Below are 12,822 nucleotides of genomic sequence, written 5' to 3'. Positions count from 1 at the left end.
CAATGGCGTAAAAATAGGTTTTTCCATGACAAAGGTGTCTGCTCCGGGTTCTAACCGGGGAGGATGCCTTTTTGTATTTTTAGGGATTCATTTCAATGAGGAAATGTAAAAAATAACAAGATTTAAAAAAGGAGAGTAAGTTATGGAAATGAGATTTTCAAAAGGAAATGATGCCCTGGGAACAAAAAACCGTGGGAATGTCTGTGAATCTAGCCTTTGTACATTATGCCGTGCAGATTGTAATGGGAAGTGTGAAACATGGCTGTCCAGCATGGTTGGAAGAAAATTATTATATCCAAGAAGCTTTGGACTGGTCACCGCCGGTGCAAACAATACCAACCACGTGGGGGTATCCTATAATTCTCTGAGAATTCAAGGGTATGCATATGGCTCTGCCGGGCTTACGAAAGACATGACCAACAGCCCGGATGACTGTGTTTTTCCAAATGTCAGCCTCGAAACCGAGTTTGGGAGCAAAATTAAGACAAAAAGCAGCATGCCCATGATGACAGGCGCTTTGGGGTCAACTCTTATCGCAGAGAAATATTGGGATTCCTTTGCCATTGGTGGTGCTTTGATTGGTATCCCCGTGGTGATCGGTGAGAATGTGGTGGGCGTGGATAGAAATTCTGAAATCGGCCCACAGGCAGATAAAAAAGGTAAAATTGTTAAAGCACCTGAACTTGACCGGAGAATAGAGACCTATTTAAGGTATTTCCATGGGATGGGTGCCATCATTGTCCAGCTCAATGTTGAGGATACCCGAAATGGTGTGGCAGAGTATGTTGTGGATAAATATGGCAACAAGTGTATCATTGAATTAAAATGGGGTCAGGGTGCAAAGAATATTGGCGGGGAAATACAGGTCAGAAGCCTTGAATATGCCCTGTTTCTGAAAAAACGAGGGTATGTGGTTGATCCGGACCCGTCTCTGCCTGAAGTACAGCAGGGATTTGAGCAGGGTGCAATTAAGTCTTTTGCCCGACACAGCCGTTTGGGTGCCACCAATCTCAATACGGTCAGCAAGGTTCAGGAAGATTTCATGAACACAGTGGAATATCTTCGCGGTATCGGGTTTGAGAGGATTACTTTAAAAACAGGTTCCTATGGCATGGAAGAGCTGGCAATGGCCATTAAGTTTGCAACAGATGCCGAGCTTGATCTTTTAACAATTGACGGTTCCGGCGGGGGGACGGGTATGAGTCCGTGGAATATGATGCAAAGCTGGGGTGTCCCTTCTATTATTCTTCATTCAAAAGCCCATGAATATGCCAGTATTTTATCGGCAAAAGGGAAAAATGTTGTGGACATGTCCTTTGCCGGCGGATTCGCCCTTGAAGATCATCTTTTTAAATCACTTGCATTAGGTGCTCCCTATACAAAACTAATTTGTATGGGAAGAGCGATTATGATTCCTGGATTTTTAGGGGCAAACATAGAGGGAGCCATCAATCCTGAGCAGCGGGCGGCAGTGAGCGGTAACTGGAATGAATTGCCGAAAACGGTTTTGGAAGTTGGGAAAACTGCGGATGAAATTTTTGTAGGGTACCATGATCTTGAGAAAAAAATGGGCAAGGAGGAAATGAAGAATATTCCTTATGGTGCCATTGCATTCTATACACTGGCGGATAAGCTGGGATGTGGCCTGCAGCAGCTCATGGCCGGAGCGAGAAAATTTTCTCTGAATCAAATCACACGCCAGGAGATTTTTTCAGGTAATCGGGAAACAGCAATTGAAACCGGCATTCCTCATGTGTCTGATGTAAATAACGAAAGTGCAAAAAAGATATTGAACGCATAAAAGGGATATTTGTTTGAATTAAAAAGGGCTCATGCACTTATGTGCGAGAGCCCTTTTTAAATTCATCATAGACTGATCCTGACATAGGATTTGAAGCCTAAATCATTTTTTCAATGGTCTCCATTGCAATCAGATAGACTTTTTCATTGAAACGGGACTTTAACGCATACGTTAGCATTGCTTTATTAATAGCTTTTTCTTTTTTTGCCATTACACCAAGGGAAGCCAAAGCCCAATCCTGTTTTTTGATTTTAAATTTCCGGAAGTCGATTTCAACAACATCCGCGTTGGTTTCCGGAATGGTAACGCTTCTTTCTTTTAAGACAAACGTGTCCGGTTTAAGGGTTGCAAATATTTTTTTTCTTCGCTGCACGCCTTCATCACTCAATGCCAGAACAACGGAAGGAGATTCAATGCCGGGATAGCCTATTTTTTCGGGTGAAATCAAGATTTCACTAACAGACTGTCCCCTGAGAACGGTAATATTATAGTCATTTTTCATTGACACATTCATGCCCGCGCAAAGGCCTGCATAACAGACAATGTCACCAGCTGTTACGATTCTCATTCCCGCACTGCCTAAGATAACCACCTCTTGCTGTTGGTAATTTTTAAGATCGGTTTGTTTTTCTATGGTAACCGCTTCGGGGAAGGTCTTTCTCTCTTTGGCAAGTGCCCTGTAACGGTCACCGTATTCAGGCCTTTTGTTTTTTTCTATGATACCGTTTTTGGCAGGAAGATCGGTTATCATTTGATCAAGGGCTTTTGGGGTCAGCGGGTTTTTTTTGGTATAACGACCAGTGCACATACCAAGGGTTTCAATGATTGAAAACCCTTTATGCTCAATGGCGCTGGCAATTTTTCCGGGCAGGCGCTCATCATGGCCTGAGCATCGATCAATATAAGTAGCACCGGCACTTTGGGCAATGGCGCAGATATCAAGGGGAATTTCAGCATGATTGAGAAATTCCGATCCCACTATTGCATCTGTTGGTGTAGTGGCAGAGTATTGTCCGCCGGTCATGCCAAAGTTGAAATTATTGAGAATAATCAGTGTAAGATCAAGATTCTTTCTGCAGGAAGCCAATACATGGGCGCCACCGATACCCAAGCCCCCGTCTCCCATTGTAACAATCACGTTCAGTTCGGGATTAGCAAGTTTGAGACCCGATGCATAGGTCAGAGCCCGGCCGTGAATTCCATGGAGAGCGTGTACGTTGAAGAAGGTGTCAAAAAGGCCGGAGCATCCAATATCAGTAACAATGACGGTTTTGTCCGCCGGAAGGTTCAATTTGACGAGGGCTTTATCAAGGCCTTTGGTGATTTTTTCATGGGTGCATCCGGGGCAATAGACAGAGGGCCTGGTTTTATTCAAATAACTATTCATTTTCAATGACCTCCATAATCTTTGCAGGCGTGATCAACACACCGTTCATCTGTCCATAAAACATTATTTTTTTATCACAAAGCACCCGCTTTATTTCATTGACGTATTGACCCAGGTTCATTTCGATGACAACAATGCGCTTAAAAGGTTTTGCTGTTTCTATCAAAAGTTCTTCCGGTACCGGCCACAGGGTTTTAAGGGTTAAGGTGGAGACCGGTTTCCCTTTACTTTCAAGTGTTTTGCCGGCATCTTCAACTGCACGGGCGGTGACACCATAACTGATGATCAGTGTATCACTATTCTCTTTGATATCTTTTTCAAAAAGTGTAATTCTTTTCCGGGCACTATGGATTTTTTCTCTCAGCCTTGCCTGGTTTTGCGCAATTACGTCAGGATCAATGGTGATATAGCCGTCCGGTCCATGGGTTGATGATGTCTGTCTGACAAGGGTTTCTCCGCCAATGGGAAGAAATGGCGGGGCTGCATTTGGCTCTGCTTCAAACGGAAGATACGAATCTCCTGAAAACATTTTCCTTTCAACAATCGGGGGAAGGGTGACAGAATCAAGATCAAAGCTTTCCCTGGTCATCCCGATTTCTTTATTGGAAGCAATAAAAACGGGGCACCTGAATTCTTCAGCATAGTTAAAGGCATGGACAGCAAGGACATAGCAGTCAAGAGCATCTTTAGGGGCAAGCACGATCACCGGAACACCGCTTGTGCTGCCCCATCTTAAAAATTGGATATCACTGTCAGCGCCTCTGGTTGCTGAACCGGTTGAAGGCCCCAGGCGTTGCACATCTGCAATCACCAGAGGGATTTCACTGCCTATGGCAAAGGAAAGCTGTTCGCTGTAAAGACTGATGCCGGGGCCGGATGTTGCGGTTAGTGCTTTTTTGCCTGCCATGGATGCCCCGATGCAATATCCCATGGATGCAATTTCATCTTCTCCCTGAATACAAATACCGCCTTTGGGTGGCAGCATATTTAGCATATTGTTAAAAATAGTTGTTGCCGGTGTGATGGGATAGCCTGCAAAAAAATCACAGCCCGCAGCAATTGCCCCCCTGGCAAGTGCCTCATTCCCTTCCATAAATGACAAAGCCATCTCGTTTTCTCCTTGGGTTTAATAAAAGCTTTTGTTAACTTAAATTATAAATCTGATCAAATATTTGATCAGATTTATAATTATATAACTCTTTTCGGTTTGTATGTCAAGAATAAAATGACCGATATTCAAGTAGATAGAGCGATTATTAGATTTTGAAATTATCTGTTTTTATAATTGATTTTATAAAAGGCTTGGTATATTTATTTTGTTTATGGAGAAAAAAATAAAAAAGAAGAAAAAGAGCAAAGATGATTTTACTCAGGAAGCCTATATGGGTATTCGCCGGATGTTTTTTTTGAATGAAATTATACCGGGGCAGAAAATATCCTATGGAGATCTTGCAAAGCGCCTTGAAATGAGTACGACACCGGTTATCCAGGCATTGAAACGGCTGGAGTATCAAGGTCTTGTCCGGCATGAACCCAATCGCGGGTATTATACTGAAAACATCAGTCTAAAAGAAATTACAGAGATATATGAATTCAGGGAATTAATCGAAACCTCACTTTTACCAAAAACCATATCCCAAATTGATAAAAAAGGGCTGAAAATACTGAAAAAAGCCCTGGACTGCCATCTTGACGCTGTTCGAGACATTTATTTAAAAGAACGACTTTTAAAGGATATGGAATTTCACCTTATCCTTGCAAAGCTTTCAGGATGCACGATACAAATCAATACCTTAAAATCGCTTTTTGATCTTTTATACCTTAAATACCGGGGCAATATCCTTTTTGTAACACCTATGGATACCGTTGATTCGGAACACATTAAATTATATGAATATGTTACTGATTCTGATCTTGATGGTGCGGTCAGAATTTTAAAACAACATATTTCAAATGTCAAAGAGCATGCCATCATCAGTATTGAGAAAATTAATAAGGAAAAAAGTATTAAAACGATTTAACAATTTTAATTCAAGAGTGTTGCCAATATTCATTATATAAATTTTCGAGGGAGTAAAAAAATGCAAAAAGAAAACAGACCGGAATCCTTTGAAGCGTTCATCAAGTCTTTTTTTTACGGTAAACGCTCGGATCTGTCTTTTAAATTTATATCCGAGCTGACTCCGGAAAATGCCTCAATATTTATTCAAGGCCTGTTCAAAGACCTGATGGACTCGTTTGATGACGATGACCTGGAACGAGTGAGGCAAAGACTGCTGCAGGGCCAGGTAGAGGGATATAAAGAGCAAAAAAATTTTGAATACGATGACGGACCGTTCCATCCTTTACAAAAACCATTGTCTTCCATAAAACTAACTCTTCTGACATCAAGCGGTCATTTTTTAAAAGGGCGTGATTCAAAACCACTGGGGGTTGAGAATATGACTCAGGAAGAAGCAGAACGTCGAATTTTTGATTCTTTAAAGGAGGCGCCTCAGCTTTCTGAGATTCCATTTGATTCAAAGTCCGAAGATTTGGTGGTTCGCCACGGTGGATATGATATCAGAGCAGCACTGAAAGATCCTAATGTTTCTTTCCCATATCAGAGGATGGTAAATTTAAAAGATCAGGGGGTATTCGCTGATTTAACGGTTAATGCATATTCATTTGTTGGTGCGTGTTCTCAGAAAAGACTGCTGAAAAAAACACTGCCGGATTGGGTGGATAAATTTGTAAACCTGGGAGTTGACGCCGCGGTACTGGTTCCGGTCTGACCTGTTTGTCACATGTCCGTGGGACATGTCGCAAGGGTATTGGAAGAAGCTAAAATCGCCACGATTGTTATTGCGGTCAAATCTTTTGAAACCCGGATGAGAATGATGTCTTTGCCAAGAGTATTACTCACGCCACAACTTTTGGGACGGCCTTTGGGAAATCCGTTTAACGAAAAATTACAGATAACTATTTTAAACAGAGCAATACAATTACTTGAAAGAGCAGACCGGAACGGAACCATCCAGGATTATTATTGATCCAGAAAAACCACAGCCGTACTGGTTTTTATATCCGGATGAAATTGATTTTTAACCGCACACCCATTCATGGCTTTTATAATCGGTTTGATATATTTTTCAGGGAAGTGTTGATTGACATGGAGAGTGATATTCACCTGATCCATGAGCTTTTTTCCTTCGTTGAACAAGACGTCAACAAAAATATGCATATTGCTTGTAGGAAGTTTCCTTACATCACAAAATGATTTTGCATAGATTCCGGCGCAGGCTCCCAGGGAAGAGATGAAAACATCAAATGGCTCGGGTGCAGTCTCATCCCCTCCATTCTCTTTGGACTGGTCGGTTTTAATTTTAAAATTGTTAAATTCGACATCTATCTTTTTATTGTTGGGAAATGTTACTTTAAATCCACCCATTTTTTCTCCATTCTTTGTTAAGTTCAAGCCATTCAACCCCGATGGGATAATTTTTCTTATACCACGTCAGGATGTTTCGCAACCCATCTTTTCAAATATCGTTTTTTATGACCGTTATTATTCACAGTAATCAAGTTGGGTGATTTATATGATAAAAATTGAAAATGACAGTCATAACCTCTTGCTTTTATAAATCAAAAAGATTATTTCAAATTAAAGACCGGGTTAAAAATTTATCCTGGAGGTTCATCATGCGATATATCCTTTTAATATGTATCCTGTTTTATCCTTTAACAGTATCAGGGTTTGATACTGATTTTTCAAAAGAAGAAAAGGTGGTAATGACAAATATTGCAGGATTGGCTGCTGTTACAGCCTGGGGTGTCGCAAACTGGGATTATTTTGGGAATTCGCCTTCCAAAGCAAATGAAGGTTGGTTTTCTGAGAACACTAAAGAAGGGGGTGCAGATAAACTGGCTCATTTTTATCTTAGCTACACATTGTCACATGCTCTTGGCAGTCTCTATGAAAATTGGGGGTATTCCCATAAGAAAGGGGCATTATTAGGCTCATGGTCTTCTTTTGGCCTTATGAGCTTTATGGAGATGGGGGATTCATTTTCCAGTTATGGTTTTTCTTCAGAAGATTTTATTATGAATTGTATCGGCAGTATTGCCGGCTATGTTCTTTACACAAATCCTGAATTATCAAGAAAAATTGACTTCAGGGTTGAATATATTCCAAACTTTGATTCTGTGGATTTTTTTACAGATTATGAGCATTCAAAATATCTTATGGCATTGAAGCTTGACGGGTTTGATTGTGTTAAAAAAAAGTATTTAAAATATCTTGAATTGCATGTTGGATATTACACACGGGGATATTCAAATGGTATAAATAAAAAAAGAAATATATATGTTGGAGTTGGCATAAACCTCTCGAAAATTTTTAATGACCTTTCAATGAAAAAAACATCAAAAATCGCAAACTATATTCAATTACCCTATACATATCTAAGCGTTAAAAAAGATTTGAATTAACCGGAAGCCTTTATTAGGAGAAATACATGACCCCATTCAATATTCTTCTTGTCGATGGCGAAAAGCTGTTTATTGAAACTCTGGCGCAACGACTTCGTCAGAGAGGGTTTACGGTGGATTGTTCTTTTTCCGGGATACCGTCTTCCTGGGATATCTGAGGAATGCTCTTATTGTTTGGGGGCATCATTTTTTTTAAAACAGTTTCTTTCGTTTTTTACTGTAGTGCATTTGGTCCTCCATTTCCGCCGTGTTTCGATGATTAAAACATTTTTGCGGCTAATGGACAACTATCCTGACACATAGGGAGGTCAAAGACCCGTTGGCCAAAAGACTTGCTAAAACAAATAATTGATGAGATCCGGAAATACTCTGACTGTAAAATTATTCTTTTTAAAGAATTTGATAGAGTTTGGAACGATACAGGGCTTGAGCTTTCAAAGTGTAGCTGTGTTTGCCAACTTGATTATGCTGATATGAGTGCTTAATATAAATTTTTAATTTCAACTTGGAATTGGTATATTGATATACTTTTTTAATTCTTAAAAAATTAGCGGTTTTTTATTCAGGAGGATAAAATATTTTAATGGAATATTTAGATACAGCTAATCTTGAAAAAATACATAATCGAAATTTGGATATATCCAGCTATATTGTTGATGGCGAGCACATATTAATTACAGGTGAGTTCAAAGAAAAAAATCTCATAACAGTTTATGAGAGATCTGGTGAACCTATTGAACCTAATGTATTTCATCATATGCAAATTCAATTACTTGTCAAAATTTCTGAATTAAAAATAGTGGATATTCATGCGAAAATTCCATGCGCTCCCCATGATAATGTTTGCAGAGAAATGGAAAACAGTCTTGATAAAATAAAGGGACTTAACATTGCCCCGGGATTCACATCCAAAGTCAAAAAGATTGCGGGTGGTATAAAAGGATGTGTCCATTTGACAACATTGCTTTTATCTATGGCGCCAGCAGCACTTCAGGGGTACTGGATATTCGGAGCACGTGATAAGGACAGAATAGAGAATTCTGAGTTTGACATAGGGAAATACTTAATAGATACCTGTTGGGCATGGCGTAGGAGTGGTCCAATAGCCGAAAGTTTTATTAAACAGAATAATAAAGAATAGCAAACAATAAAAATGACAAATCAAAGAACCGCAGAACACTTTAAGGGTTGCATCCTTGGTGGTGCCATAGGCGATGCTTTAGGCGCACCCATTGAATTCATGTCAATTGATCAGATCAGATCCGAATTTGGAGAAATGGGTTTGACTGATTATTCGGAAGCTTATGGTCGAAACGGTGCCATTACCGATGATACTCAGATGACCCTATTCACAGCAGAAGGATTGATTTTATCAAAAGTACGACAAGAATATGAACGAGATAAAGGTGTCATCTCTGCTGGGTATCATGCTCTTTTGAGATGGTTATATACTCAAGAAATAAATCTCCAGGATAATCTTATTCGGAATCACGGCACCTGCTCAATCGTCGATGGCGTATTGACGGGTCATAAGGAACTTTTTTCATCAAGAGCACCTGGGAACAGTTGTTTGTCTCCTTTGAAATCTGGAAAAATAAGTACCATTGGAGATCCTATTAATAACAGTAAAGGTTGTGGTGGTGTAATGCGTATGGCACCGGTGGGACTTGCATATGATGATCCAGACAAAGCATTTCATTTTGGTTGTAAATTAGCTGCTCTTACACATGGACATCCAACAGGATATTTAGCTGCTGGCACTTTTGCAGCTCTGACTTCTTTGATAATTTCTGGTAATTCTTTGACTGAAGCAATCGAAGGTTCTACTCTGATTTTAAAAGCTGATAAAAACCATGAAGAGACTCTAAGAGCAATTGGTGATGCGGTTGATATAGTTGGCAAAGAAATTCCTGAACCTGAAGTGATTGAGAAAATTGGCGCCGGATGGATTGCAGAAGAAGCATTAGCGATAAGTTTTTATTGTAGTTTGGTAGCCGATGATGATTTCAAAAAAGGTGTTCTTTTATCGGTTAACCATTCTGGAGATAGTGATTCAACCGGATCTATTACAGGGAATATTTTGGGTGCTTTATATGGAATTGATATTTTCCCTGAAAATTGGCTGTCTGAACTTGAGTTGAAAGAGCTAATTGAAGAAGTTGCTGACGATCTGTATGATCAATTTGGATAAAAAAGGATTAACATGGGACAAAATTATATTAACAGGTCGAATCAAATTAATAAATAAAGGAAACGCCAATGAAAGATCCAATTAAGAATTTTTGGAAACTAAAGATTGAGAATGTGAAAGAGGCACTTGAATCAAATAACTTTGAAGTATTTATTGCTGACAATTCAGCCGACGCTTCAAAAATCGTTTTAGAAAATATCATACCGGCATTGGATATCAAAAGTATATCATGGGGAGGCTCCATGACTTTTATAAACACAGGTCTTTATGATAACCTTAAAAACCAAAAGAATTTTAAGGTCCTTGATATACATGACAAATTTTTGTCAAATGATGAAAAGACAGAGATGAGAAGGGCGGCGCTTTTAACTGACCTTTTTATAACTGGAACCAATGCTGTAACTGAAGATGGATATCTGGTTAATCTCGATATGGTTGGTAACAGGGTTGGTGCCCTTACGTTCGGTCCAAAAAATGTTCTGGTTCTCACTGGAAGAAACAAGATTGTTCCTGATATAGAATTTGCCATGGAACGGATTAAAAATTATGTCGCTCCTGCAAATGCCATGCGTCTTGATATGAAAACACCATGTATTAAAACCGGAGAATGTTCCGAATGTAAAAGCAGTGCCAGAATCTGTAATACATGGACAATCACACAAAAATCTTTCCCAAAAAAGAGAACTAAAATTGTATTAATAAATGAAGATCTGGGATTATAAAAACCGACTCTCTTATTGGGAGATTGGGTAGACGTCTGCAAATATGATTAGACTTCTACCAACTCTCCGAAAGAGGTGTTAAAAATGACTATGCTTGGGACTATGAGGATCTGAAACCTTAAACAAAAACTGAAAGACAGAGTCATCTGAAATGTTTCAAGACAAATAGGTTGTCGAACAAGCAGGAGATTTAAAATGAAGATAGTTTATGTCAATAAAAAACATCAGTGCCGAATGGTAACTCTTGATGAAGCCGAAAATCGCTTCTGGGTAAAGCCAAATATCAAAGAACGACTCATTGAGAAAAGAATGGTTGGTTTTGATTTAGATCAGCTTGAATCGATAAAAGAAATGCCGACTATTGCCAAAAAAGTCTCTTCAGATCTTCCTTTGGTTTATCTATTAATGATTTTTAAAGACAAAAGACAAGTAGCGGTCGGAGTTGATGAAAAGGGTCTATATGCCATTACGGCTGCATTAAAAATAGCCGGGCAAAGAAACAACGATGTTTCAAATTCTTTGGTTTACACATCTCTCTAAATAGATATTTTGCTTTAATTTTTTCGATCACAATTCCACATAAAATCGCCATCAAGATGAATAGTTGATCAGCCCCACCCTTCGCCGCCTCAAGGAATAAGGTGCCACTTTTTGCGATTAAAACAACAACCCCAGTGTACCAAACCAGTGCTGCCAGTTTTATTAAGGTATTTGAGGTGGTATTTAACATAGGGTCTCAATACCAAACTCTTATAAAATAATAAACTTTTCAATTGAAGTTTTGTTTTTTTACCATAAACTTTTATAAGCTGATGGATCTCCAGCATAGAAAAAATTCGCGGCATAACTTGCATAATCATTGCCCCCCTGGTTCCTTAACTATAATTAAGGTATCTTTTATAAATTCAGACAACTCACTTAAAATAATTACAAGTGACTCATTAAGATTTAATGGACATGATCTTTTAGAAAATCAAATCCGCTTTTTCAAATAATATACAAAAATTTTTTGTCATGGTGTCCTTGCCTTTGTACATAAATCCAAAAAATACATCCCGGATTGAAAAATCGATCTGAAAAAAAAATGTACTCCAATTTTGAAAATGGATCTGACTCGTATTTTATAAAGGATTTAATTTTTTAAAATTTCTCGTATTTTTTATATTTTTATGTTTGAATAACGTGCTAAACTTTAAATAAGGAATTCAATCAATGTTGAACTGTAGTTTTCTTCATATTCCATCGATAGGACAAAAAACGGAAAGAAAGATCTGGGAAAATGAAATTAGAACCAATGAAGAATTTATAAAATCGCCGACTAATTCTATACCACCAAGAACCAGGGAAAAAATAATAAATCATATCAATACATCCAGATCTAACATGGAAGATCCTCATCAATATTATGACAATTTGCCATCGAGTGAACAATGGAGAATCTTCAAAAGGTTTCAGAAAAATACAGCTTATATTGATATAGAAACAACTGGTCTCGATACATATCGGGATAAAATCACAACCATTGCTTTGTATGATGGTGAAAATATTAAGCACTATGTGAATGGGATCAATTTGGATGAATTCAAAAAAGACATTTGTGATTATAATGTCATAGTAACCTACAACGGTAAAACCTTTGACGTCCCATTTATTGAAAGTTTTTTTAATATCGAGATATCTCATTGTCACTTGGATTTAAGATATATTTTGAAAAGTTTGGGTTATTCTGGCGGTTTAAAATCCTGTGAAAAACAATTGGGTATCGGTAGAGGCGATGACCTGGATGGTGTTGATGGTTTTATGGCGGTTCTAATATGGAATCATTATCGGCGCCGGAAAGATAAAAAAGCTTTGGAAACGCTGCTTGCCTATAACATAGAGGATGTTTTAAATCTTGAATATCTGATGATCACAGCATATAACAAAAAAATTCAGGGTCTTCCTCTTGAATTGGGTGGGTTGGAGATACCGCCCAAAAAGGACAATCCATTTGAAGTTGATGAGTCAATTGTTAATATGTACCTACCATTTTCATATTAAGAATGAACGGCTTTAAAATAAAGGTGAAGTGTTACTCTGGTTACAGAGGAGAAGAAACACCCCAATCCATTTTTCTGGATGACAAAGAAATAAAGGTGAAGAAGGTTTTAGAAATGTGGTTGGCACCCACCCATCGGTACTTCAAAATTTTGGGGTCTGATGAAGAAATTTATATTATTAGATATGATGAAGAAAAAAGTATATGGGAATT

The 12,822-nt window shown here is 38.5% G+C and carries 14 protein-coding genes; 11 read left to right on the top strand and 3 right to left on the bottom strand.

Annotated features, from left to right (window positions below):
• Positions 1–142: 142 nt before the first annotated feature.
• Positions 143–1,801, top strand: a complete 1,659-nt coding sequence (locus tag HGJ91_RS03240; protein ID WP_291346260.1) for a glutamate synthase-related protein — start codon at positions 143–145, stop codon at positions 1,799–1,801.
• Between the two features lie 97 nt (positions 1,802–1,898).
• Here the strand turns inward: HGJ91_RS03240 and HGJ91_RS03235 are convergent, their stop codons facing one another.
• Both HGJ91_RS03235 and HGJ91_RS03230 read right to left on the bottom strand, forming a co-directional pair.
• Positions 1,899–3,188, bottom strand: coding sequence for a thiamine pyrophosphate-dependent enzyme (locus HGJ91_RS03235; protein WP_291346259.1), 1,290 nt, complete (start codon positions 3,186–3,188; stop codon positions 1,899–1,901).
• Positions 3,181–4,296 carry a transketolase C-terminal domain-containing protein gene (locus tag HGJ91_RS03230; protein ID WP_291346258.1) on the bottom strand — a complete coding sequence of 372 codons (1,116 nt, stop codon included), beginning with the start codon at positions 4,294–4,296 and terminating at the stop codon, positions 3,181–3,183. Before HGJ91_RS03230 ends, HGJ91_RS03235 begins: the two co-directional genes overlap by 8 nt.
• Before the next feature lie 214 nt (positions 4,297–4,510).
• Between HGJ91_RS03230 and HGJ91_RS03225 the strand changes: the two genes are divergently transcribed.
• The 3 genes from HGJ91_RS03225 to HGJ91_RS03215 are packed head-to-tail and all read left to right on the top strand — an operon-like array spanning position 4,511 to position 6,220.
• A complete protein-coding gene (locus HGJ91_RS03225) occupies positions 4,511–5,209 on the top strand; it encodes a GntR family transcriptional regulator (protein WP_291346257.1) in 699 nt (232 codons plus the stop codon).
• Positions 5,210–5,269: 60 nt separating this feature from the next.
• Positions 5,270–5,962 (top strand): glycine/sarcosine/betaine reductase selenoprotein B family protein, encoded by a 693-nt coding sequence (locus HGJ91_RS03220; RefSeq protein WP_291346256.1) that lies wholly within the window; start codon positions 5,270–5,272, stop codon positions 5,960–5,962.
• Positions 5,963–5,974: 12 nt separating this feature from the next.
• Positions 5,975–6,220 carry a hypothetical protein gene (locus HGJ91_RS03215; RefSeq protein ID WP_291346255.1) on the top strand — a complete coding sequence of 82 codons (246 nt, stop codon included), beginning with the start codon at positions 5,975–5,977 and terminating at the stop codon, positions 6,218–6,220.
• Here HGJ91_RS03215 and HGJ91_RS03210 read toward each other — a convergent pair.
• Complete coding sequence (locus tag HGJ91_RS03210; RefSeq protein ID WP_291346254.1) at positions 6,214–6,618, bottom strand: OsmC family protein; 405 nt, start codon at positions 6,616–6,618, stop codon at positions 6,214–6,216. The two genes, HGJ91_RS03215 and HGJ91_RS03210, sit on opposite strands and share 7 nt — an antisense overlap.
• 251 nt (positions 6,619–6,869) lie before the next feature.
• Here HGJ91_RS03210 and HGJ91_RS03205 point away from each other — a divergent pair, with 251 nt between their 5' ends.
• The 7 genes from HGJ91_RS03205 to HGJ91_RS03175 all read left to right on the top strand — a co-directional run bounded on the left by HGJ91_RS03205 (position 6,870) and on the right by HGJ91_RS03175 (position 12,611).
• Positions 6,870–7,658, top strand: coding sequence for a DUF2279 domain-containing protein (locus HGJ91_RS03205; protein WP_291346253.1), 789 nt, complete (start codon positions 6,870–6,872; stop codon positions 7,656–7,658).
• A gap of 26 nt (positions 7,659–7,684) precedes the next feature.
• A complete protein-coding gene (locus HGJ91_RS03200; RefSeq protein ID WP_291346252.1) occupies positions 7,685–7,816 on the top strand; it encodes a hypothetical protein in 132 nt (43 codons plus the stop codon).
• Between the two features lie 425 nt (positions 7,817–8,241).
• Positions 8,242–8,799 (top strand): DUF2889 domain-containing protein, encoded by a 558-nt coding sequence (locus HGJ91_RS03195; RefSeq protein WP_291346251.1) that lies wholly within the window; start codon positions 8,242–8,244, stop codon positions 8,797–8,799.
• A gap of 12 nt (positions 8,800–8,811) precedes the next feature.
• A complete protein-coding gene (locus HGJ91_RS03190) occupies positions 8,812–9,849 on the top strand; it encodes an ADP-ribosylglycohydrolase family protein (protein WP_291346250.1) in 1,038 nt (345 codons plus the stop codon).
• 68 nt (positions 9,850–9,917) lie between these two features.
• Positions 9,918–10,571: a lactate utilization protein gene (locus HGJ91_RS03185; RefSeq protein ID WP_291346249.1), complete on the top strand. Its 654-nt coding sequence runs from the start codon at positions 9,918–9,920 to the stop codon at positions 10,569–10,571.
• 195 nt (positions 10,572–10,766) lie between these two features.
• Positions 10,767–11,111: a hypothetical protein gene (locus HGJ91_RS03180; protein WP_291346248.1), complete on the top strand. Its 345-nt coding sequence runs from the start codon at positions 10,767–10,769 to the stop codon at positions 11,109–11,111.
• A 675-nt stretch (positions 11,112–11,786) separates the two neighbouring features.
• Positions 11,787–12,611 carry a ribonuclease H-like domain-containing protein gene (locus HGJ91_RS03175; RefSeq protein WP_291346247.1) on the top strand — a complete coding sequence of 275 codons (825 nt, stop codon included), beginning with the start codon at positions 11,787–11,789 and terminating at the stop codon, positions 12,609–12,611.
• Positions 12,612–12,822 lie beyond the last annotated feature (211 nt).

Origin of the sequence: Desulfobacula sp. (assembly GCF_014237455.1) — a bacterium.
Taxonomy (GTDB): domain Bacteria; phylum Desulfobacterota; class Desulfobacteria; order Desulfobacterales; family Desulfobacteraceae; genus Desulfobacula.
The sequence above is the reverse complement of the archived record's forward strand: the minus strand, read 5'-3'. Positions and strand labels throughout refer to the sequence as shown.